Raw genomic sequence first — 24,448 nt, 5'->3', positions numbered from 1 at the left:
GGGCTTCTTCTTTGACGCTTAGCTGTTCTGTGCAAATCGCACTATCGCCGCCTTCACGACTCCCCTCGCAGCTTCCTTCCCTGCTCGCGAATTTGCTCCAACGTAGCGCCCGGCGTGCTCGCTTCCTGCGGCATACGAATCTCGATCACCGCGGCACGCTTCGCCGCCATCGAACGCTGCAACGCCGGCAGAAAATCCTCAGTCCGCTCCACCGTCTCACCATGGGCGCCGAACGAGCGCGCGAACGCCGCAAAATCCGGATTCGTGAGACGGGTGCCGTGCACCCGATTCGGATAGTGCCGTTCCTGATGCATCCGGATCGTGCCGAAGTGGCTGTTGTTCACCACGATAAAGATCACATGCAGGTCGTACTGGATCGCGGTCGCGAGTTCTTGCGCGGACATCATGAAACAGCCGTCGCCGGCTAAGGCGACCACAGCGCGTTGCGGATACAGCGACTTCGCCGCGATCGCCGCCGGCACGCCGTAGCCCATCGCGCCGCTGGTCGGCGCGAGTTGCGAGCGGAAATGCCGATACGAGAAATGCCGATGCAGCCACGTCGCGTAATTGCCCGCGCCGTTTGTCAGAATCGCGTCCTCCGGCAGATGCGCGCGTAATTGCTGGATTACTTCGCCCATCTGCACGTCGCCTGGGATCTGACGCGGTTTGCGCCACTCGAGATACGCACGATGGGCTTCTTCCGCCGTGCCGGCCCACGCGGGCTTGTCGGAAGACGGCTTTAACCCGGCAAGCAGTGCTGCTAGTTCCGGCATGCCGGAGACGATCGGCAGATCGGCGGCATACACACGTCCCAGTTCCTCCGCGCCTTGATGCACGTGCACAAGCGTTTGTTTGGTTTTCGGAATGTCGAGGAGCGTGTAGCCGTTCGTCGTTGCTTCGCCCAGGCGAGGGCCGATCGCGAGCAACAGATCCGCATCGCGGATGCGTTGTGCAAGCGCCGGATTGATGCCGAGGCCGACGTCTCCCGCATAGTTCGGATGTTCGTTGTCGAGCGTGTCCTGGAAGCGGAACGCGAGGCCGATCGGCAGTTGCCAGTTCTCGACGAAGCGCTGCAGGTCCACGCACGCTGCGGGCGTCCAGCCGCTGCCACCGGCAATCACCATCGGCCGTTGTGCAGCTTCAAGTAGCCGCCGAAACTGTTCGATCTGCGCCGAGGACGGCGATGCCGCCACTCGCTTATAGGCCGGCGCTCCGGCGACAGCGTCGCATGCGTCGCTCAACACGTCTTCCGGCAACGACAGCACGACCGGCCCCGGACGCCCCGACGTCGCCGTGTGAAACGCATGGCTCAGGTATTCGGGAATGCGCTTGGGATCGTCGATTTGCGCGACCCACTTCGCCATCTGACCGAACATGCGCCGGTAGTCGATTTCCTGGAAGGCCTCGCGGTCGAGATGCTCACGTGCGCATTGACCGATCAGCAGGATCATCGGCGTCGAATCCTGAAACGCGGTGTGCACGCCGATCGACGCATGCGTCGCGCCCGGTCCGCGCGTGACGATCGCCACGCCTGGGCGGCCGGTCAATTTGCCGACTGCTTCGGCCATGTTTGCCGCCGCTGCTTCGTGCCGGCAGACGATGGTCTGAATACGCCCGGTTTCGTCATGCAGCGAATCCAGAACGGCGAGAAAGCTCTCGCCGGGTACACAGAACACACGTTCGACACCGTGGGTGAGCAACGCATCGACCAGCAGACGCGCGCCAGTGGTTTGAGTGGTGGGAGAATCAGAAGCGAGCGGCATTGCGATGAAGCCTCCAGTGTGACGATGGGTGCGATCGGTGCAGTCGGGTCGACATCAACACTCCACAATATTCACCGCCAACCCGCCGCGCGAGGTTTCCTTGTACTTGGTCTTCATATCCGCGCCGGTCTGCATCATCGTCTTGATCACGGAGTCCAGCGACACGTAATGCGTGCCGTCACCGCGTAGCGCCATTCGCGCGGCATTGACGGCTTTTACCGAGCCCATCGCATTACGCTCGATGCACGGAATCTGCACCATCCCGCCGACCGGATCGCACGTCAGCCCAAGGTTGTGCTCCATGCCGATTTCGGCCGCATTCTCGACCTGCGCCGGCGTGCCGCCCATCACTGCTGCGAGCGCGCCCGCCGCCATCGAGCAGGCGACGCCCACTTCGCCCTGGCAACCGACTTCCGCGCCCGAAATCGACGCATTCAGCTTGTACAGAATGCCGATCGCCGCCGCCGTCAACAGGAAGTCGATCACGCCTTGCTCGTTCGAGCCCGGCATGAAACGCGTGTAGTAATGCAGCACCGCTGGAATGATGCCGGCCGCACCATTGGTCGGCGCGGTCACTACACGCCCGCCCGCGGCGTTTTCTTCGTTGACGGCGATCGCGTACAGGTTGATCCAGTCGACCATCGACAGCGGATCGCGCAGCGCCAGTTCAGGATTGCCCGACAACGCGCGATACAACTGCGGCGCGCGGCGCTTCACCTGGAACGGGCCGGGCAGATTGCCGTCGGCATCCGGATTGTTGATGCCGCAACCGCGCGACACGCATGACTGCATCACGTCCCAGATCTTCAGCAAGCCCGCGCGCGTCTCTTCTTCCGTGTGCCAGACGCGTTCGTTTTCCCACATCAGTTGCGCGATGCTCTTGCCGGTCGATTGACATAGTGCGAGCAACTCGCTGCCGCTGCGGAACGAATGCGGTAGTTGATCGACGGCGCTCAGCACCTTCGTGTTCGGCGCGCCTGCCGTCACCACAAAGCCGCCGCCAACCGACAGATAGGTCGACTCGCGCAGCGTCTCGCCTTGCGCGTCGAACGCACGCAGCTTCAGACCGTTCGGATGTTCGGGCAGCGCCTGGCGATAAAACGAAATGTGATCTTTCTGCACGAACGGCACGTCGTGCGTGCCGAGCAGCGCGAGCTTGCGCGACGCACGCACCGCTTCGAGCCGCTGAACGATCGTGTCGGGGTCGACGGTGTCGGGCGCATCGCCCATCAGCCCGAGCATCACGCCGCGATCCGTGCCGTGGCCCTTGCCCGTCGCGCCGAGCGAACCGTACAGGTCCACTTTCACCGATGCCGTCGCGCCGAGCAGCCCGTCGCGTTCGAGCCCCTGAACGAACATCAGTGCCGCGCGCATCGGCCCGACCGTATGCGAACTGGACGGGCCAATGCCGATTTTGAAGAGGTCGAAGACGCTGACTGCCATTGCTGCTCCCTGCTGATAAAAGTGAGTTTAGCGCGCCGGCAGCGGTAAGCACACGGCGAGCCACGCGGGCGGCACCGGTGCGAGCTGCAGCGCGATCGGCGTATAGCGTCCGTCGAGACGCGCCGCCAGGTGAAACAGTTCCGTCGCATTCTTCGGATCCCACTGGCCCGAATAGCCGGGCAAACCGGCTTCGCGACGTTTGGCATCGAACGGGACGTTCGAATGCACGAATTCTTCATGCGTCTTGCTGCCGTCCGCATACGGTGTGAGCCAGTTGAGCGCGCCCGCGAGCGACGCACCGTTCGTGCCCTTTTCCGGCAACCAGTTGCGGTTGTGGCGGCGCGCGGCGAGCGCGGCGGTCACGAGCGGTTGCAGGTCGTAGGTGACGTAATGCAGCGCATCGCGTTCGCCGAAGTCGAACGTCGAACCGTCCGGCGCGATGTTGTCGCCGATATGCTCGTCGAACAGACGCTGGGCCGCGTTGATCATCTTGCGGTTATCGAGCGTGAACGCGGCCATTGCGATCAGCTTGATCCGGTGACTCTGCCAGTTGTTGCGATAGGTGTCCTTGAGCGGGCGCGGCTGCGCGTCGATCTGCGCGATGTAGCCGTTCGCGAGTTTCGTCAGAAACGCCATCGATGCGTTGCGGGTTTTCACCGGCAGCGCGCTCGCGGTCATGTCGTAGGCGAGGATCAGGCCTTCGAAATGGGTTTCGTCGATCGGATTGAAGCTCGGCTGGTAAGTCGTGACCCACGCAAACAGCAAACGGTCGACCAGCTTCAGATAACGGTCGTCGCTGGTCGCACGCCATGCGAGCGCGGCGTTGCGCAGCAGATCCAGATCCTTCTCCGCCTCGACGCTCTGATCGTAGATGCCCTCGTGCGGCAGCGTGCCTTCGGTATGCAGTTTGGCGAGCGCTCGCGGCGGGTCGTTCAGATGCGCCTGCACATTGTTCACCAGTGCCTTGACGCCGGGATCGGCGTTGGTCCGCTCGCTGGTTTGCAGCGCGGGCGCCGCACAAAAATTCATCGCGGCCCGCGCTTGCCGCAGCGGCAGCAACACGGCCGCGCCAGCCAACAATAGCGCGCAGGTCTGCTGCCACGTCTGGGCTCGCCTTATTGCGGTCCGGCTTTGCATCAATCGCACCTTTCGCGCCATGCGAAACTCCTCGTTAGGCTGATTCGGTGTGTGATGTTAGCCGTTTGCGGGCACAAACGACAGAACCGCGCACCACCCGCTTACAACGTGCGGGCGGTGCGCGGTCATGCAGGCAATGTCGACGATTACGCGTAGTCGGCGACCGGCACGCAGGAACAGAACAGATTGCGGTCGCCATACACGTTGTCCGCACGGCCGACCGGCGGCCAGTACTTGTTCGCGATCAGCGTCGGCAGCGGATATGCGGCGGTTTCGCGCGCATAGGCATGCTTCCATTCGTTCGCAATGACGACCGCTGCCGTATGCGGCGCATGCTTGAGCGGATTGTCTTCGCGGTCCGAGCGGCCCTCTTCGACTGCGCGGATTTCCTCGCGGATCGCGATCATCGCTTCGACGAAACGGTCGAGTTCTTCCTTCGATTCCGATTCGGTCGGCTCGACCATCAGCGTGCCCGGCACCGGGAAGCTCATGGTCGGCGCGTGGAAGCCGTAGTCGGCGAGACGCTTGGCGACGTCGTCGACGGTGATGCCGCTCGTCTCCTTGAGTGGACGCAGATCGAGAATGCACTCGTGCGCGACCAGGCCGCCGGGGCCCGAATACAGCACCGGATAATGTGGCGCGAGTTTCTTCGCGACGTAGTTCGCGTTGAGGATCGCGGTTTCGGTGGCGGCGGTGAGGTTCTTTGCGCCCATCATCGCGATGTACATCCACGAGATCGGCAGGATCGAAGCGGAGCCGTACGGTGTGCCCGACACTGCACCGATGCCGTTCGGCGCGCGCTCGTAGCCCGACGAGATCTGGTTCGGCAGGAACTGCGCGAGATGCGCGCCGACCGCGACCGGACCGACGCCCGGGCCGCCGCCGCCGTGCGGGATGCAGAACGTCTTGTGCAGGTTCAGGTGCGAGACGTCGCCGCCGAACTGGCCCGGCGCGCACAGGCCGACCATCGCGTTCATGTTCGCGCCGTCCACATAGACCTGGCCGCCGTGCGCATGCACGATCTCGCAGATTTCGCGGACGTTCGCCTCGAACACACCGTGCGTCGACGGATACGTGATCATGATCGCCGCGAGCTTGTCGGCGTGTTGCGCGGCCTTGTTCTTCAGGTCTTCGATATCGACGTTGCCTTGCGCGTCGCACGCGACCACGACCACCTGCATGCCGGCCATGTGCGCCGAGGCCGGGTTCGTGCCGTGCGCCGAGGCGGGAATCAGGCAGACGTTGCGGTGGCCTTCGCCGCGCGACGCGTGGTACGCGTGAATGATCAACAGACCCGCGTATTCACCTTGCGAGCCGGCATTCGGCTGCAGCGACACGGCTGCGTAGCCGGTGGCCGCGACCAGCATCTGTTCGAGCTGATCGATCATTTCGCGGTAGCCGACCGTTTGCTCAGCCGGCGCGAACGGGTGAATCTGACCGAATTCGGGCCACGTGACCGGCAGCATCTCCGAGGTCGCGTTCAGCTTCATCGTGCAGGAGCCGAGCGGGATCATCGAGCGGTCGAGCGCGAGGTCCTTGTCCGACAGGCTGCGCAGATAGCGCAGCATTTCCGTTTCCGAATGGTGGCGGTTGAACACGTGGTGCGTGAGGTACGCGCTGGTGCGTTCGAGCGCGGCAGGCACCGTGTTCTCGGCGGGGAGTTCTGCGTCGAGGGCGTCGATTTGCGGGACTTCGTCGACAAATGCCGCTTGCGCAAATGCTGCGAGCAGATCGGCCAGATCGCTGCGCTTGGTGGTTTCGTCGATCGAGATGCCGACGCGCGTGTCGCTCACGCGGCGCAGATTAATGCGCTTTGCCGTGGCCGCATCGTGCAGTGCCTGGGTGCGCGGGCCGGTTTCGAACGTGAGCGTGTCGAAGAACGTGTCGTTGACGAGCGTGTAGCCGAGTTTCTTCGCGCCGGCTGCGAGCAGGGCCGCGATACGGTTCACGCGCAACGCGATCGTCTTCAGACCGTGCGGGCCGTGATAGACCGCGTACATGCTCGCCATGATCGCGAGCAACGCTTGCGCGGTGCAGACGTTCGAGGTCGCCTTTTCGCGGCGGATATGCTGTTCGCGTGTTTGCAGCGCGAGACGCAGCGCCGGATTGCCTTGCGCATCGACGGTCACGCCGACCAGACGTCCCGGCATCTGTCGCTTGAACTCGTCGCGCACGGCGAGGTAAGCCGCGTGCGGGCCGCCGAAACCGACCGGCACGCCGAAACGCTGCGTATTGCCGACGGCCACGTCCGCGCCCCATTCGCCCGGCGGCGTGAGCACGGTCAGCGCGAGCAGATCGGCGGCGACAACCACATGGCCGCCTGCGGCGTGAATCGCTTCAGTGAGTGCGCGGTAGTCGCGTACGTCGCCGTTCACGCCCGGATATTGCAGCAGCACGCCGAACGCGTTGGCGTTCGCCGCATCCGCTGCCGGGCCCACTTTCACTTCGATGTCGACCGGCGTCGCGCGCGTTTTCACCACTTCGATGGTTTGCGGCAGCACGTCGTCAGCGACGTAGAACACGTTCGACTTCGGTTTGCCGATGCGTTGCAGCAGCGTCATCGCTTCGGCGGCGGCGGTGGCTTCGTCGAGCAGCGATGCGTTCGAGATCGCCAGACCCGTCAGGTCGACGATCATCTGCTGGAAGTTCAACAGCGCTTCCAGACGGCCTTGCGAGATTTCCGGCTGATACGGTGTGTACGCGGTGTACCACGCCGGATTTTCCAGCACATTGCGCAGGATCACCGTCGGGGTGTGCGCGTTGTAATAGCCCTGCCCGATGTACGAGCGGAACACCTGGTTCTTGTCCGCCAGTTCACGCAGCGCGGCGAGCGCTTCGGCTTCGCTCTTCGGCTGGGCGAAGGGGCCGAGCGGCAGCGTTTCGCTGCGGCGGATCGTCTTCGGAATGACGGCGTCGATCAGCGCGGCGCGCGAGGCGAAGCCCAAGGCTTCGAGCATCGCATGCTGGTCGGCCGAATCCGGGCCGATGTGCCGTTCGGCGAAGGCGTCATGCACTTCGAGCGCGGCGAGCGAGAGAGGAGTGCGGTTCATCAGACGATCCGGGTGTTCGAGCTTCATGGGGTGTTCCTGGCGGTGCGGCACGCCATGCCTGGCGGACGCCGCACCTGACGGTTTAAACGAGTAGGTGGATCAGGCGCCGATTGACTTCGCGTACGCGTCGGCGTCGATCAAACCATCTTGCGTTGCGTCGGCGGCCGGCTTGATCTTGAAGAGCCAGCTGTCGTACGGCGCGCTGTTGACCGAATCAGGCGTGTCGGCAACGGCCGTGTTCGCTTCGATGATTTCGCCCGAGACCGGCGCGTAGATATCGGAAGCGGCTTTCACCGATTCGATCACGGCGACGGTGTCGCCTGCGTTGACGGTCTTGCCCAATTCCTGGACTTCGAAGAAGACGATATCGCCGAGCGCTTCCTGCGCATGGTCGGTAATGCCGACCGTCAGCGTGCCGTCCGCCTCGGTGCGGACCCATTCGTGCGATTCGGTGTATTTCAGATCGGCCGGGATGCTCATCGGATGCTCCTATGCGGTGTGATTCGGTATTGACTTCATAAAGGGGATTCCCAAACCTGGTGCTTTGCGCCAAGCCCCCGAGAGGGCCATCCCCCAATCCCCCAAGGAGACTTCCTTCGGGGGGATTTCCTGCGGGGCGGAAAACTTGGGGCGACCCGGCGTTTTCCTATGGGAAACGAACGCACCGGCCGCTTAAACCGCAAGCACTTTGCCGTTGCGCACGAACGGCAGTTTTACCACGCTTGCGGGAAGGGCTTTGTCACGAATCTGAACGTGAACGGTGTCGCCCGGCTGCACGCCTTTCGGCACGCGCGCGAAGGCGATCGATTCCTGCATCGTCGGGGAAAAAGTGCCGCTGGTGATTTCGCCGTCGCCGTGCGGCGTGACGACTTTCTGATGCGCGCGCAGCACGCCTGCCGCCTTGCCGTTGTCCTTCAGCAGGATCAGCCCGACGAACGCGGCTTGCGAGCCGTTCGCTTCGAGTTTCGATTTGCCGACGAAGTCGCGCGGCGAGGTCAGATCGACGGTCCACGCTAGGCCGGCGTCGAGCGGCGAGACGTTGTCGTCCATATCCTGGCCGTACAGATTCATGCCGGCTTCGAGGCGCAGCGTGTCGCGCGCGCCGAGACCCGCAGGGCGCACGCCTTGCGTTTGCAGCGCGTTCCACAGTGCTTCGACGTGATCCGCCGGGACGATGATTTCGAAGCCGTCTTCGCCGGTGTAGCCGGTGCGGGCGACGGTCAAGTCGCCGAACGGCGTGTCGGCGACGCGCGCGGCGTTGAAAGGTTTGAGCGATTCGGTGGCGGCGCGCGCGGCCGGCACGGTTTGCCAGACTTTTTCGCGGGCGTTCGGGCCTTGCACGGCGACGATCGCGTAATCGCGGCGCGGCGTGATGGTCAGGCCGAAGCCGCCTTCGGCGTTGAGTTGGCCGAACCAGGCGATGTCTTTGTCGGCGGTGCCGGCGTTGACGACCACGCGGAAGTGATCTTCGCCGAAGTAGTAAACGATCAGATCGTCGATCACGCCGCCGTTCGGGTTCAGCAGACAGGAGTAGAGCGCGCGGCCCGGCGTTTGCAGCTTGGCGACATTGTTCGCCAGTGCGTATTCGAAGAAGGCGCGTACGCGCTCCCCGGTGAAATCGACGACGCACATGTGCGAGACGTCGAACATGCCGGCGTCGGTGCGCACGGCGCGGTGTTCGTCGATCTGCGAGCCGTAGTTGACAGGCATATCCCAGCCGCCGAAATCGACCATGCGGGCGTTGAGCGCACGATGGGTGGCGTTGAGCGGGGTGTGTTTCAGTTCAGTCATGGGGCCTCGGGCGTCTCGCGAAACAAAAAAGGCCATGCGGCGCTACGCCTCGCGGCCTGATGCCTGCGAGCGATGCGTTGCATGACCCCTCTGTCCTCGATACCTGAGAGATTGCGCTACCGGGCGATGCGATGCGAATCGCTACGGTGAAACGCGCGCCCCTTCGGTGGGCAGCTTGCCTAAGTCTGAGTCATATGCACGACGCAGACGGCTACTGCCGCTCTCCAGAGTGCGAAAAACCTGAGCCGTGAGGCGGGTTTTTCGACGCGGTCGGTCCTTTTGCCTGAGAGTTTGCGGGTGTGCCCCTTCGGCGGCGCGGCCTGCTGAAAAAATGCGGCCTGCGCGCTCTCCCGACGCGTGCGGCGAATTTACGCGAGGGCCGGGGGCTTGTCAAATAAAGGTCCGCGAGAGGCTTGTCGATTGGTGCGGCGGGATGGCGCGCGTCAAAAAAAGCGCGGGACGTGGGGAGCCCGCGCTGTTGCCGCTGTTGTTTTAGCGGCTGAGCGGGCGCGTGATTATTCGCCGATGGCGCGGGCTGCGTTGTCCAGTTCCTGGTTCAGCACGCGCTGTTCGTCGCCGGAGATGCCGCCGCCGTGTTGCGCGGCCATGTCGTGCGCTTCCTGATGGATCACGTCGAGCCGATGGTGCAGGGCGCCGCCTTGCGGGGGCGGGTAGTAGCCCTCGTTCACGCGGGCGTCGATGCGGCGGCTGAGATTATCGATGCGGCCGTCGACCTGATGGAGACGCTGATCCGCGATTTGCTGCGGATTGGGGCGCGGCGCCGGCGCCGGCGCGGGTTGAGGGGTCACCACGCAGGCGGCCAGCGAGGTGAGCAATGCGCATGCGGTTAGTGCGCGGATAGAACGATGCATGGATTCTCCGGGTTTTGTTTTGTTGCCAGGAATGGATTAGCAACGGTTTTGCTTTGCCGGGGGCTGACGTCCTGCATGCGTTTTTTGTAACGGGATGTTCCTTTCGGGTTGTCAGTTTTGGTTTTTATTGCCTTTCGCGACGCTTATTGTCTGTGCGCCTGCGGCGGTGGCAGTTTCTTTTTTTGGGGGGGGTATTGGCGCTGCCCCCGCACAGGGGGAATCCACAAATTTCCCTCCCTCCCGTCAAACCATTATCTAGCAAGGGTTTCCGCGATTCCGGCCGATTCCGGCATTCCCCGGAAGAAGATTTTTATTTGCTTCAGGACAATCCCGGGACAATTTTCGCGGCTTTTCCGCAACATCCCAGTGCATCTCGGCGCACGTCCTAGGTACACCAACCGTCGCTCACGGAGCGCGGCAAAGCCCGGGTTCAGGCAACTGCCGCGCAGCACTGACGTCTTCGCGCCCGTGTCGCCGTAAACGGAAAAGGCGCGATCTGCTCGCGCCTTCCTGATTAGAACTGCACCGTCATCTGAAACCCGACCGTCACCCGTGAGGTCGGGAATCCAGCCGGTTTGTAGATCGGCGTTCCGGCGAACAGGTCATAGGAAAGTCCCATGAAGCGCGACGGCATACCGCCGCGTATGCCGATCACCGCACCCGCCAGTTGCGTGCCCGCCAGAAATGCCGTGTTCGGCCCGAACACGCGCCCGTAGTCGATCCCCGCGTATAGCGTCTGCCCCGTCTGAAAGACCGGCCATTGCAACTCGTTGCGCCAGTAGAAGCCGCGCTCGGCCGCAAGCATCGTCTCGCCGTCGAAACCGCGTACCGTATAGCGGCTGCTGATCGTCAGGTCGTCAATGTAGTTGAGCGTGTCGTCGGTGAACTGCCCGTGCACCGTGGTGACGTACCGCAGTGGCTGGCTCGCGATCTGGAACGGCACCGACAGGTTCGCGTCGAGCACGGCCATGTGAAACCGGTAAGTCGGGCCATCCGGGTAATAGTCCGGGGTTGCCCCGAGTCCACCGATGCCCTGACGGTACGCGAGCGCGCCGTCCAGCTGCGCATTGTCGAAGTAATGCCGGTCAGTCAGCCCGGCTTCGATGAAGGTATTGTTGCGCCGCTGCTGCGGGATATTGACATCCTCGATAAAGCTGTCGCCGAAACGCTTCGTCAGCCGGAACTGCATGCCGAACACGTCGTTCTGGCTGCGGTGCAGTACGCGGTTCAGCCGCAGGTCAACGGTCTGTGAATTGCCGCTCGACACGAACGTCTGGTTCACGCCCGCGATCTGCTGGTAGTAGGTGTTCGTGTTGCCGAAAAGGGTCGCGGTCCAGTAGCCCCATGGAACGGAATAGGAGCCGTTGAACCCGTGCGAACCCAGTGACTTGTTACCGAACGACAGGTCCTGATTCGCGCCGACCGTGAACACGTCGTTCAGGCCGAGCGGGTTGTCGATGCCGAGGCTGACATTACCCTGCCATTTGCCGGTTGCCTCCGTGCCGGAGTTATCGACCGATGCGACGAAACTCCAGGGTTTCGCGCGCTTCACGGTAATCACGACATCGCTCTCGCCGGGTGTGTCGGTCGGTTCGATCTTCATGTCCACGTCCTGGCTCGCGACGCGCTTCATCTGCTCAAGTCCCTGTTCGAGGTCGCGCAGGTCGAGCAGGTCGCCGCCACGGGCAGGAAAGGCCGTTTTCCACGTGCCGCGCGTATCGGGATCGGCGAAGGCCAGTTGCCGGATCACGCCGGGCACGAGCGCGAGCTTCAGCGTGCCGGATGACAGGTCCTGTTCGGGCAGCAGCACGCGCGTCGTGATGAAGCCACGACTGAGGATCGCCTGCTGCAAGCCCTTGACGATCACGTCGAGCCCCTGTTTGCCGATGCACTGGCCGGTGTAGTAGGCGAGCCAGTCGCGGGCGAACGCAAACGGGTCCTGGGGCAATGCCGAGGTGCCTTTCGCACGCACGATCCTGGGCAGGGTTTCCGGCGTTTCCAGCGCGAACGACTGGATGGGGAAGCATGGCTGTTCGACGGGCAGTTCGGGATACTCGCCGGCCTTCGGCACGGTCGAGCGCACCGAAGGCGCGCTAATGGTCTTCTCGCGTTCCTGCGCTTCGCGCTGCTGCTGGACCTGCTGGTTCTGTTCGGCGTTCGCGCGGGCCGCATTGGAGATGTCCGCTGGCGATGGTGTTTGTGCCACAGCGTGAGGCACGGCGAATAGGAGCGCCGACACGGTGATCGTCGCGGGAACAAGCGCAGCGCTGCCCGTACCAGCAAAGGGAAAGATGCGCTTCTTCATGCCTGCCGCGTGACGAGCCAGATGCCGGACAGGATCACGAGCGCGCCGACGATCTGCATCGGCTTCAGCGCATGTTCGTGTATGGCAGTAAACGCCAGGACGGCAAGAATCGACATGGCCACCATCAGCGGATAAGCGGTACCAAGATTGATCTTGCGCAACGCGAGCGCGTACAGCACGAAGCCAAGACCGTAGGAAGCGACAGCGGCACCCCGCAGGGCGAGCGGCAACCAGGAGGCCGCCGTCGGACCTATGCTTTCAAGCGCTGCGAGGCGCAGCAGGATACCCGAGAGACCACCGAATGTGCCGCTAGCGGCAAGCATTAGCCAGACCATGGTCACACCTCCGCGTCTGCAGTTGCAACAATGGAAACGTGGCCGCTGGCGTGAATCAGCACCTCACGCGTCCCACCGCAAAAAATCTCTTCGAAGCGCGTGGCACCGTGCAACGCGATCAGCACGATCGCTGGAAACGCGATCGAGAAGTTGCGTGCCTCGTCCTGATAGCCGAACAGCACGAACAACGGCAGCACTGGCAGAAAGGCAGCCACGAAATACCGCCGGTACAGGGTCGGCGACGATTGCCACGCAGCGCGGAAAAACACGGCCAGTGGCACAAGCATCAGCGGATTCTGCAGACTCGGCGTCAGGATGCCCTTGGCTATGAGGTTATAGAAACGGAGGTAGGACTGCGGGTTGAGCCAGAACAGCAGGTTTTCCTTCGCATGTAACTCGACGAAACCGCCACCGTTCGCCTCGTAGCCGTTCATGATGAAATGCCGGCTCACGAAGCAGCAACCCAGCTGGAACACCAGCCAGCCCATCCGCCGGCGCATCGGGACGTCCTGCTGGTGCAGGAAGAACAATCCGAGGGGCGCGAGGAAGAACGTTTCCTTGTTGAACGAGAAGAGGGCGATAACCACCGTGCATGGGATCATCCACCGTTTCAGCAGGAAGTAGCATGCGCTGAACACACCCAGCATTTCGATGAAGTCGTAGTAGTACGCTCCCTGCTGGAACGTAAGCGGATAGACGAAGCTGAACCCGGCCAGAAGCCCCAATGCCGGCAATGGCGTTCCTTGAACGCTGCGCGCCCTCCCAGCAGCCATAGGGGCAGGCGAATGATGTTCAGGGGATTGTGCTTGACGGCCCGGATCACGGATTCGATCAGCGTGTCCGTTAATGTCAGCGTACCGTCCAGGTCTACGACCAGTGGCAAATTTTTAGTTTCTTGCACCAGATTTTTCAATCGCCTAAAGGATGCAGGGCGAACAGATTTCGCCGTCGCAATTGGGTCGCCACAAGAGGACTGCCAGCCTCTTGAAAATTTTCGTTGTTATTCGAAAACGTTGATTCGGTTTTTCGTGTGAGAGAAGCGAGCTGCGGCAAGCTTGCCGCAGCTTTGAAGTGTTACGTTTCAAGTCTCAGCGGTTGGATCGTCTTCTGGCAAGAACACGAACAGCCTTGATGGCTTCAATTGCGAGCGCGAAGCCAAACACGATTTTGAAAATGAACAGGATCGCGCCATGCTTCTCTATTTGCTTCGGCGACATGGCACTTACATGCCAATGAATCGAAGACCATGCAACGGCGTCTGGTAGGTATTTGAGACCAAGGTACACAAGCGCGATTCCCAGTACTCGCGTGCAAGCTCCCTTCCAGCTGTCGTCGAGAATTAGTCGGTCAATTTTTGAGGGTTTCACTTCGGTGCTTCCTTACCCGGAACAAACGATGACGTGCCAGCGGCCAAGGAACCTGTCATTGCGCCGGACAGTCCCGGAATTACATTGGGACTACGAGGTTGCAACAACGCGGGAATTGCAGGATTCAGGTTTCCATATGCAAAAGGCCTGAGCACTTGAGCCAGTCCCGCTGTCGTAACAGCCCCTACGAAGTACCCTCCTGACGCAGCAAGAGCGCCTAAACCGGCTGAATACGACAGGCTGTTTGACTCTCCATAGAAGACGTTATTGAAAGCCGTATTTATGCTACCGCCAGCAGCACCAAGCAGAACGTTATTTATAAAACCGACGTTAGCGCCAATTGGCCCTGCAGCCGCACCAGTTGCTGCTGCAAAAACTGCTTCTCCCGGTCGAACGGTTGCTGATTGAACATACTGACCCGCCGCATCCATACCACTACTCGTTGCGGCCCCGATAGCGGCATATCCCAGACTTCCGATCGCAGCCGCGACGGGGCCACCAGCGACCAATACACCGCCGGTCGCAGCTGCTATTACGCCACCGCCCATGAGGTTGCGATTTGCCTGCTCGCTTTGCACGCTATTGTTGATATTTGCCGCAGACGGGTTGTTCGGCCCAACGCCATTCGGGTAGTACTTGGCATACATATTCGGATTCGCCTTCTGGTCAGGCGTCGCATAGAACATGTAGCCGGGACCGCTGTTGCCGTCGGCAGGCAGCATGCCGTGCGCCTGATCAAGGAATGCGCTCGCGCTCTGATCCCATGTGCCGGGCGAACCGTTCTGCACCTGGCGGTTTGCCTGCGCCGTCAGTTCATTCACGGCCTGATCGACAGAAATTCCCTTCTGTTTCGCGTATGGCGCGGCGGTGTCCTTGATCCACTGCTGTTCGGTCGGATGCAATTGCCGGTTAAAACGGTCGACGTTCATGGCTTGAACCAAGGGCCGAATCTTTCCGGCTCGTCGCTCAGCATTCCAGCCTTACGGAGGGGCTTCGGCAAAAATCGAATATGTATAACCAGAAGAACAATAAAGAATGGAAGGCCTATGGCAAATACAGAGATGCCATCACTTAGCCCCATCAGCCTCCGGCAGATGCCGATTACGATGACCGTATAACATCCCGCACTGAACACGGACATCAGGCAAACCATGAACCATATCTGAACCGTTGCGTAGAGCCGTCGCCAGTTCATTTCCGACCTTTCATATGACGGACGTCATTGATGACAGTTGCTCCCTTTGAGCCAATCCCAAATAGCAAAAGGCCTTGCGTCGTCCCATAGGGCGCAGTCTGGTTGACGAACGGAATCAGGGAGGTGTTGTTTATACGTGGCACCGTTACGTCGAACATCGAACCCGGTCGGTTCAGTCCATCGGCAACACCCATCTTGAGCGGAACGGGCGCTCTCAATGCCGCAATCGCAGCCGCAAGGTTCAATCCATCATATGCCACATTTCCCCAACCGGCGGGCAGTGCCTCATTGAATCCATATCGCAAAGGATTCACTCCAGCAGAATTAATCCCGTTATAACGGTTGTACAGCCCATCCGCACCTTCGGCCATATCGCTTAGACCAAAGACCACCATCCCTCCACCACCCAACACGCACCCTGCGCCAGTCGTCGCGCAAATACCTGCCCCGGTCTTCGCCGTCACACCGCCCAGCACCATCTTGGCTGCGTCGTTTCCAACGCCCAGCGGATCACTCTTCACCATGTCCGCGATCTTCTGTCCCGGTGTGTAGTTGAACAGTCCCGCTTCCTGCTGACGGTTCACCCACGCAATCTCTGGCCCGAGCTGAGACGCCTCAAGCTGGCTCACGTAGTTTGCGTTGTATGCATCGCTACCCACCGGATACTCCGCCCAGCACTTCACCGCAAGGCACGCGGCCTTCGTCAGTTTGTCCTGTTCGGCCTGGTCGCCGTTCGCCTGTTTCGCTATCGTGCTCTTCTCGTCAGGATGTAGTTGTCTGTTGAACCGATCAACGTTGTACCCCGAGAATGCACCAGCGTTTCCGCCGACCGCAGCTCCAGCACCCGTCGCAATCGCATTCGCGACGATGTTACCAAGCGCCTGGTCGATATCGGAATTGCCAGTCGGATTCGTGCCGGAAATCGCGCTGCTCAACTCGCCCAGCTTGCCCGCTGCGATCGAGGCGACGCCCGCGCCAGCCGCCGCGCCGATTACATTGCCGCCGCCGAGCCCAGCCACCAAGCCCGCGCCCGCCGCCTGCATCAGTGCACGGTTTACACCACCCTCAGCCCATACAGCTGCGCCCGCCGTATCGCCCGAAGCCAGCGCCTCTTTCTCCTTCGAATCGGCATAGTCGCCAACGCGTCTCGACACGGCTTCGCCGGCCGCACTCGCGGCACTCATCATGTCCGCCTGGTTGTTCAGCAGGTTGTTCAGGTCCGGCGTTTTCGCCACTGTCCCGTTCGTGTTCGACGTGTCGCGGTTCAGGCTCGCGATATCCTGTTGCTGGTTCGCCGTATCGGTGACATTTATGGTGCCGGTGCTGATCCCGCTTTGCGTCGTCGCACTGCTGCTGCCGCTATCGTTCTGGCTCAACATCGGCGCGGCGCCACCCGCGTTCTTGCCCGACGTCGGGCCGTGCGTGCTGTAGTTCGCGCCGCCGTCGCCGGTCGTCACGCCCGCGCTGAAGCCGCCCGAATGCGCGTTGTAGTCCGACGAGTTCCGGATATCACTGAAGGTTAGCGTGCCGGTCGTAAGCGTGTTCTTCGACGCATCGGCATCGCTCGCGATCACCGCCCCCTTGAGATCCGTGTTGCCCTTCACGGTGATGTCGAAACCGCCCGTGCCCGCCTGGATGCCGGCCTGTTCATTCACGCCCGCATAGCTGCCGTTCGCGTTACCGCTGCTCTGGCTGAAGCTGGCGCTACCGCCCCCCATGCTCACGCTGAAACCACCGCCCGAGCTTTCCTGATGCGCGCTGCTGGTGAGCGTGTCCTGCACGCTGGCAATGTTCAAGTTGCCACCGACGTCCGCCGACACCTGTTTGCCGCTGACGTTCGAGCCGATGATGTTGGTATCGCCGCCCGAGACGATCGTGACGCTGTTCGCCGCCGTGACGTGCGTGCTGTTCTGCATGGCAGCGTCGCTGTTGCCGTTGCCGCTTGCCTTCGACGCGGCCGCGTCGACGCCCCAGCCACCGGTGCCGTATGAGATGCCCACGCTCGCGCTGCTCGACTGGTTCGTGCTGCGCGTCGAATCGGTGTCGGTCGTATTGAGCAGGTTCACCTGGTTCGTTGCCGCCAGCACCACATCGTTCGCACTGACGTTCGATCCCGCGATGGTGACGTTGCCGCTGCCCGGCGTGCCGTTACCGGTCGCGACGAACGCCGCCGTGCCGCCCGCGTTCACGCCCGAACCCTTCTGCGTCGTGCTGGTTTCCGAGAACGTGCTCGTCGAACTGCTCGATCCATAGCTAAGTTCGACCTTCGCCTGGGGCGTGCCGCCCGACGCCAGACTGTTTGCCAGGCCGGCTGCGGCCCCCGCCGCATCGATCGCCCCGCTTGCTGCGGCGATCCCGTGCAGCGCGGCCGCACGGCTGTCCTGACTCTGGCCCGCGGACTTCGACTGCTGCACGGTGTTCTGCAACGCATCGAGCACCGGCGCCTTGACCGCAAGCGTGAAGCCGCTCTGCTCCACCACGTGCGTCTCGTCATGCTGCATGGTGTCGGTCGCCGCATCAATCGTCACGTTCGCGCCGGTGCCGGTGATGTTCTTCGCGGCGATCAGGTCGCTGCCCGTTACGTGCAGGTCATTGCCCGCCGCGATGTTCACGCTGCCGTTGAGCGACCCGATCGTGCTGCCGTTGTTCGTCACCAGCGACGTGTTCGACGTGTCGGTCTGCGTCTTGCTGCCCACCGAAATGCCGATGCCGCCGCTCGTGCCGAAGCCGGAATCGTGTTTCTGGTAATAGCTCGATGTGTTCTCGGTGTCCTGCGAGGTCGTGATGGTCATGTTGCCCACCGCCGCGAGGCTCACGTCATTGGTGCCCACGACCGTTGAACCCTGAACCGTCAGATTCCTGCCCGAACTGATATTGACCGTGTCGCCCGATACGGTGCTGCCGACGCCGATGTTGGCCTGCGTGCTCTGCATCGTGTCGGTGGTCGAACCGCTCACCACGCTGCCGCGTTTCGATTCGGTGGCGGTATAGCTGTCGTGTTCCTCGCGTGCTTCATTGATGCTGATGTTACCGGTGGAAACAATCGCCGCCGTGCCGGTGCCGTTGTCGATACCGTTCGTGACGCCCGCGGTGAGCGACGAGCCGGTCAGCGTCACGTTACCCTTGCTGGCATCCGTGCTGATCGCGGCCAGCGCCGCATTGCCGCCCGCCGTGAAGCTCGTGCCGACCGCCTGCTCGTCATAGGTGCGATCGACTTCCTTGCGCGAACTGCTGTCGATGGCGACGTTGTTGTACTTCGCCGTGTCCGTGACCGTCGTCGCCGTCAGGTTGCCGCCGGCCACCGCCGCGAGGTCGCCGCCTGCCGTGACCGTCGCACCCTTGAACGTCATGTCGTTGCCGCTCTGCAACGCGAGACTGCCGCCCGACGTGATCGCGCTGGTTTCGTTGAGCGTCGTCGCCGCTTCCCAGTGATGCTGGTCGTTCTTGTTGACCGACTGGGTCGTGGTGGACTGCACCGCATCGACCATGATGTCGTGTCCGGCCGTGACCTGCGCGCCGCCGCCCGCGCTGATGTTCGCGCCGTGCACCAGCAGATCGTTGCCTGCGGCCACGATCATGTCGCCCGTCGAGATGATCGCGCCCTGCGCGCCGAGCAGGGTCTGGCTCACTTTGCTGTTACCTGCGGTCGAACTCACTCCGACCGCATCGACCAGCGTCGTGTTGACGATGTTGTTGCCCGCCAGCACCGCGACCCGGTTGCCGCTGATCTGGCCCGAGGCGTTGACCACATCGTTCGTCGCCGACACGACCGTGGTGCCGTTTGCTGAACTGCTGCTGATCGATCCGCCGCGATTCAGGATGTCGGTTGCGGCGATCACGGTCTGCGTGCCGCCCCTGATCGTGCCGGAATTGACCACGCTGCCGGTGGCGTGCATCTCCACGTCATCCGCTGTGATCAGCGCGCCGTTCGGTTGCAGGTCATTCGCATGCGTCTGCGCCAGATAGACGACGGGTGCGGGCACCGTCTGCGTGCTGCCATCGGGCAGCGTCACGGTCTGGCTCACCAGCCACACGATATCGCTCGTAAGCGCATCCATCTGCGCGGCGGTCAGCGCCAGGCCCGGCTCAAGATTGAACTGCTGCGCTGCATTGACGCCGGCGTTCATCAGCGCCTGGTATTCGTCAAGATTGTTCGTATAGCCTTGCAGATACACGCGGCCCGTCAGCTGCGTGATCTGGTTGCGCACCAGTTGTTCTTCGTACAGACCGTCGCCCAGCCGCTTGATGGTCTTCGACGGATCGAGGCCCAATGCCCCAAGCATGTAGTCGCTGGAGATGAAGCTCGTATAGCTCGTCAGGCGTGGGTCTGTCACGACGAGATACGATGCGCCGGGCGTGGTGTTGAACGTGTACAGGCCGCTTGACGGCAGCGTAATGTTGAGTGAGCCGGTCGGCCCCGCGACCGACTGCGGCGCGTTGATGGTCTGCGTCTGGCCGGTCGCGAGGTTTACCGTCTGCGTGCCGCCGCCGGCGACGCCGCCTGCCGCGCCATTCGCCCCGAGCGTGCCGCCAGTGGCGCCGGTCGCCGAGTTCGCCGCCGCGACGTTCGTGTTGTTGATATCCGTGCCGCTGATCTGGATCATGTTACCCGCGACGATCGTGCCGCCCAGGCCGCCGATCGCCACCGGCGCGAGCACGATCGAGGGCTCGACCACCGTGCCCACGTCGCGCGAAATGTTCTCGTTCCACGCGTAAGTCGAGACGATGTCCTGTTTCTGGTACCGGTAAAGCGTCTGGCCGGTGTTGTTCACGAGCGTGCCGCCGTAGCTGCCGCTACCGTTGCCGATCGTGCCGTCCTGGGCACTGCTGCCGATCTGGATCGAACCGCCCGCCGCGATCGCGCTGTAGCTGTTGTTGAGCGTGCCGACGTTGGCGAGCGTCAGGTTGCCGCCCGCGAGCAGTTGCGCCTGCTGTGCCTGCGGGCCGACGACCTGGTCCTGCTGCGTGGTGGTGGTCGTGTCACGTGCGATCTCGACGCGCTGATAGCCGTTGTGGCCGTCGCTGCGCGTGGCGTACTCGGTTGCCGGATCGTAGTTGACGTTCGGGTCGTAGCCGTCCCAGTAGTTGACGGTGATCGTGCCGTCGCCATTGGTCGTGATCGAGTTGTACCAGATGGTCTGCGGCTGACCGTTGACGTTCACCACCAGCAACCGGTCGGTCGCATTTGACCCGACCGTTTCGGTGACGATCTGCGAGACGGAATAGGTCGCGTCGATGGGCGTTTTGTAACCGTAGTCCCATACTGCCTGCGTGCAGGATGAATGGCTGTCAGCGTTGCCGGTCGCGCACGCCATGTACTTGTCGCGCTTGGTCTGGTGAAGTGTTTCAACGTCCGTCGTCACCGTCTCGACGGTGGGCGCCGGGCGGGTGTTCGTCAGCGTCTGCGCGGCGATTTCGATGTTGCCCTGCGCCTCGATGGTGGACTGATCGTTGGTGACTGAATTGCTGCGGTGCGCGAGCAGCCCGTTGGCGTCGCGTGTGGCGTCCGCCGCGATGTTGATATTGCCGAGGCTGAAAATATTCGCGCCACCCGTGTTCGAGATGTCGCCGGGCGAATACAGATTCAGTTCAGACGCGGCGGCCATCACGGCGGCCGCACCCGTGTTGAGGATGGACTGGCTGCCGCTGAGCGTGACGGTGTTGCCGATGATGGTGGCGGTATTGATCAGCGTCGCGCTGTTCGTCGTGACCGAATTGCCCTCGATGCGGCCCTCGTTGGTGATCGCACCGGCGGCGTTGACCGTCGTATTCGCCGAATTCAGGTCCGCGCCCGCCTGGTTATCGACGTTCGCTGAATTGACCGTCAGCGCGTTCACCGCACCCAGGTTTCCCTGGTTCGTGAAGTTGCCCGCCGTGGTGAAGGTCAGGTTGTGATTGGCCTGGATGCGGTTCGCGCCAGCGAGCGTGTAGTCGCCATTGACCGTCACCGTGCCGTCGTTGCCGGCGATGATCGTGCCGTCGCCGGTCAACTGGTTCGTGGTGAGGCCCAGGTTCTGGTCGCTGCCGATCGCGCCGTTCCGGTTCGCGAGCGTGCCGGTGGTGACGGAGATGCTGCCGCCCGAACCGGTGTCGTTGCCGATCCTGCCGGACGTGTTATCGAGCGCCGCCACGTTCAGGCCGATCGCGCCGTTCGCATGGATCGAGCCGTTCCGGTTCACGACCGCAGCGCCCGCCTGGTCGAGCGTCAGGTTGTTGACGCTGGAGAGCGTGCCACCGCTGTTATCGACCGCCTGTGTGATCGCCAGCGTCAGGTCGTGGCCGGCGACAACCTGTGCGCCCGCCGTGTTCGACAGCGCCTGCCCGGCCACCGGCACATCGCCGTTGCCGCCGATCGTGCCGGCGCCCGCCACGCCGTTCGTATTGGCGTTCGTGATCGACGCGGCGCTGATCGCCGTTGCACCCGTACCGGTATTCGCAATGCGGCCGTTCGTGTTGTCGAGCGACGCGCCCGAGACGGTGAGCGTCGCGGCAGGGTTGTCCACCGTCCCATCCGCCTCGATCTGGCCGCCGGTGTTCGTGATCGCGCCCTGCGCGCCCACCGACACGTCGTCATTGCCCTGGATCAGCCCGGCCGCGTTGGCCAGTGTGCTGCCCGACTGTACCGAGAGGGCGCGGCCCGCGACCAGCGTGCCATCCGAGTTACCGATGCTGCCTGCGGATGCCGTCACGGCACCATTGCCACCGATCAGGCCGTTGCGCGTATTGGTCAGCGCACCAGTGGCGCTCACGCTCGTCGCGCCGGTGCCGCCATTGGCGATGGCGCCGCCGTCATTCGCAATCGTTTGCGCGGAGACGCCAAGGGTGTCGTTCGACTGGATCGTCCCGTCCGTGTTGTCGAGCGCGCCCGCGTCGGAAATCGACACCTTCTGCGCGCCAAGGTAGCCGCCCGCGCTGTTGTCGAGCGACGCCACGTCGAGCGATGCGAACGACTGCCCCGCGAGCGTGCCGCCCCGGTTCGACACCGCGCCTCCGTGGACCGCGAGCCCGCCATTGGTCGCGATGGCGCCGCCATTGTTCGACAGCGAACCCGTGGTGACCGACAGCGTGCCGGTACCTGAATCCGTGATCGTGCCGTGGTCGTTGATGACGGTCGCCGACGCCAGCGTCAGGTCGGTGCTGTTCGTCTGTAACGTGCCGTTCGCGTTGTCGAGCGTGCCCGACACATCGACCGCCATCTCGCCGGTGCCTGTCTGCGTGATGCTGCCGTTATGGTTGACCAGGTTCGTTCCGTGCAGCGCGATCTGGCTTGCGCTGATTGCGCCCGCGCTGTTGTCTATCGTCGTTGCGCTCGCGCTCGCCTGCTGGCCGGCCGCGATCGTGCCGGAACTGGTCAGCGTCGTGCCCGCCGAGACAGTCGTGTTGCCGTTGGCCGCCAGCGTTCCACTGTTGAACAGCGTCTGCACGGCGCGGGCGACGAGCGACTGCGCCGCCGTGATCGAGCCTGCATTGACGAGCTGTCCGGCCTGCGCGGTCACGTTTCCGTTGCCGCCAATCGTGCCAGCCCCGGTGCCGCCACTGCCATTGTTCAGCAGGCCCGTCGTGAAGAGGCTCAGGCCGTCGGCATTGAGCGAGGCGATATGACCGCCCGTGTTGTCCAGGCTGCCGGCGTTCGTCGTGAGTGCCCCCGCCGCCTGCATCGTGCCGCCCGCGTTCGACACCGCGCCCGTGACGTTTTCCGTCAGCGTGCCGCCCGACACGATCTGGCCGTTGCGGTTCGACAGTGCGCCGGCCGTGATTGACTGTGCGCCGCCTGATGACAGCGCGCCATTGTCGTTCGTCAGTGTGCCCGTTGCGGTAGCGTTGAGCGTGCCGCCCGCCGTCACTGTCGCGCCCGATGTGTTCAGGTCACTGCTGTTCGCGGCAAGGGCGAGTGCGCCGTTCGCCGACGTGCTGCTGCCGGCGAGATTGACGCCACTGCCCGACAGCGACGCATGGCCGCCCGCGACGTTCTGACCGGTCGCGCTCAGCTGGCCGGATGCCGTCACGCTCAGGTCGCCATTGCGGCCCACCGAACCATCCTCGCCGTTCACGCCTGCGCCCAGCGTGCCGGTCGAATTCACGCTGCCGGCGTTGACCGTCGTATTCTGCTGGGCGGCCAGCGTGCCGCTGTTCGTGAACGTACCGCTGGCTGAGAGCGTCGCGTTCTGCTGCGCGTAGGTCGTGCCGCTGTTCTGGATATCGCTGCCGGTTGCGATCAGATTGCCGCTCGCGCTGGTCTTGCCGGTGAGGGCCAGCTGGCCGTTCGATTGCAGCGTCAGGTCGCCCGCCTGCGCGGCGATCACGCCCCGGCTTGAAACGCCTACGCCGTACTCGTTGCCAGCCAGAAAAATACGCCCGCTGTACATGCCGCCCAGCTGGCTTACGTCGATCGACACGGCCGGTGCCGGACCATTGCCCGCAATCGGCGTGGCCGCCAGCGAGTCGTGATCGATCTGGTTCGCGCCCGTGATGACATTTAAATTCTTTCCTGCATAGATCGCCGCATTAACCTGCACGGCACGGGCCAGTAAATCAACCTGATCGACAGCCGAACCGTCCAGCCCCGCGCCCTGCACGGTGATGTTGCCGCCGGTCACATTGAAACCCGCGAGCGAACCATCGGGTGCGAAGTTCGGTGAACCGGTCGTCAGGATCGCGCGCGAGGTGTTGATGAAGCCACCGCCGTTCACGCTGATGCCCGAACCGTTCGCTATGACGACTTCTGCGCGCTGGCCTGCCACTTCGAGATGGCCGTTGATCTGACTCGCTGCGCTGCTGTTGACCTGGTTGACGATGACCCGCGCGGACTGACCGGGGCCGAAGTTCGGGTTGCCGTTAATCATGCCCGCCTGCTGCGTCTGCACGATCGTCGGCGAATTGTTCAGGATCGCGCCGGGCCGCTGTACGTCGAACTGGCCGTATGTGTTCATCGAGACGCCAGCGCCGGACGGTCTGTTGATGTTCACCTGCGGCAGACCGTTCTGCGTCTGGATGACGGAAGGTGCGTGCGCGCCACCCGGTACGATCTGCGCGCCGGCCAGCAAGGGCGCCGCGCCCACGAGCCCCAGTGCGGCGAGCGCGATGGGGCGGAATGCGAACGGCGATCGGCGCCTCGCACCGGCCGGTGCATGGCCCGTTACTGTGGTTTCGCCATTGTTCCTGCCGGTCGTGCTGGCGGTCTCCGCGACAG

13 protein-coding genes and 2 riboswitches are annotated in these 24,448 nt (G+C 63.0%); all 13 genes read right to left on the bottom strand.

What is annotated here, in order from left to right; genetic code table 11:
- Positions 1 to 53: 53 nt before the first annotated feature.
- A complete protein-coding gene (locus tag SB772_RS05460) occupies positions 54 to 1,763 on the bottom strand; it encodes a thiamine pyrophosphate-binding protein (RefSeq protein ID WP_410832274.1) in 1,710 nt (569 codons plus the stop codon).
- A 54-nt stretch (positions 1,764 to 1,817) separates the two neighbouring features.
- A complete protein-coding gene (locus SB772_RS05455; RefSeq protein WP_410832273.1) occupies positions 1,818 to 3,206 on the bottom strand; it encodes an L-serine ammonia-lyase in 1,389 nt (462 codons plus the stop codon).
- 27 nt (positions 3,207 to 3,233) lie between these two features.
- Positions 3,234 to 4,343, bottom strand: coding sequence for an alginate lyase family protein (locus SB772_RS05450; RefSeq protein ID WP_410832627.1), 1,110 nt, complete (start codon positions 4,341 to 4,343; stop codon positions 3,234 to 3,236).
- A 146-nt stretch (positions 4,344 to 4,489) separates the two neighbouring features.
- Positions 4,490 to 7,420, bottom strand: coding sequence for an aminomethyl-transferring glycine dehydrogenase (gcvP, locus tag SB772_RS05445; RefSeq protein WP_410832272.1), 2,931 nt, complete (start codon positions 7,418 to 7,420; stop codon positions 4,490 to 4,492).
- A gap of 72 nt (positions 7,421 to 7,492) precedes the next feature.
- Complete coding sequence (gene gcvH / locus SB772_RS05440; protein WP_410832271.1) at positions 7,493 to 7,873, bottom strand: glycine cleavage system protein GcvH; 381 nt, start codon at positions 7,871 to 7,873, stop codon at positions 7,493 to 7,495.
- Positions 7,874 to 8,065: 192 nt separating this feature from the next.
- Positions 8,066 to 9,184 (bottom strand): glycine cleavage system aminomethyltransferase GcvT, encoded by a 1,119-nt coding sequence (gcvT, locus tag SB772_RS05435; protein WP_410832270.1) that lies wholly within the window; start codon positions 9,182 to 9,184, stop codon positions 8,066 to 8,068.
- 80 nt (positions 9,185 to 9,264) lie between these two features.
- Positions 9,265 to 9,422: riboswitch (glycine riboswitch) on the bottom strand.
- 22 nt (positions 9,423 to 9,444) lie between these two features.
- Positions 9,445 to 9,547, bottom strand: a riboswitch (glycine riboswitch).
- A 152-nt stretch (positions 9,548 to 9,699) separates the two neighbouring features.
- Positions 9,700 to 10,056: a hypothetical protein gene (locus SB772_RS05430; RefSeq protein ID WP_410832269.1), complete on the bottom strand. Its 357-nt coding sequence runs from the start codon at positions 10,054 to 10,056 to the stop codon at positions 9,700 to 9,702.
- 514 nt (positions 10,057 to 10,570) lie between these two features.
- Positions 10,571 to 12,361: a ShlB/FhaC/HecB family hemolysin secretion/activation protein gene (locus SB772_RS05425; RefSeq protein WP_410832268.1), complete on the bottom strand. Its 1,791-nt coding sequence runs from the start codon at positions 12,359 to 12,361 to the stop codon at positions 10,571 to 10,573.
- The gene (locus tag SB772_RS05420; RefSeq protein WP_410832267.1) at positions 12,358 to 12,696 is read right to left on the bottom strand and encodes an EamA family transporter; all 339 of its coding nucleotides are present in this window, start codon (positions 12,694 to 12,696) and stop codon (positions 12,358 to 12,360) included. The genes SB772_RS05425 and SB772_RS05420 overlap by 4 nt, the downstream gene beginning before the upstream one ends.
- 2 nt (positions 12,697 to 12,698) lie before the next feature.
- Positions 12,699 to 13,430 carry a hypothetical protein gene (locus SB772_RS05415; RefSeq protein WP_410832266.1) on the bottom strand — a complete coding sequence of 244 codons (732 nt, stop codon included), beginning with the start codon at positions 13,428 to 13,430 and terminating at the stop codon, positions 12,699 to 12,701.
- Positions 13,431 to 13,784: 354 nt separating this feature from the next.
- Positions 13,785 to 14,063 (bottom strand): hypothetical protein, encoded by a 279-nt coding sequence (locus SB772_RS05410; RefSeq protein WP_410832265.1) that lies wholly within the window; start codon positions 14,061 to 14,063, stop codon positions 13,785 to 13,787.
- Positions 14,060 to 14,992, bottom strand: coding sequence for a hypothetical protein (locus SB772_RS05405; RefSeq protein ID WP_410832264.1), 933 nt, complete (start codon positions 14,990 to 14,992; stop codon positions 14,060 to 14,062). Before SB772_RS05405 ends, SB772_RS05410 begins: the two co-directional genes overlap by 4 nt.
- A 262-nt stretch (positions 14,993 to 15,254) precedes the next feature.
- Positions 15,255 to 24,448, bottom strand: a 9,194-nt coding sequence (locus tag SB772_RS05400) for a hemagglutinin repeat-containing protein (RefSeq protein ID WP_410832263.1), incomplete at its 5' end; no start/stop codon positions are given.

Source organism: Paraburkholderia sp. SIMBA_030, assembly GCF_046535245.1.
In the GTDB taxonomy this organism is placed as follows: domain Bacteria; phylum Pseudomonadota; class Gammaproteobacteria; order Burkholderiales; family Burkholderiaceae; genus Paraburkholderia.
The sequence above is the reverse complement of the archived record's forward strand: the minus strand, read 5'-3'. Positions and strand labels throughout refer to the sequence as shown.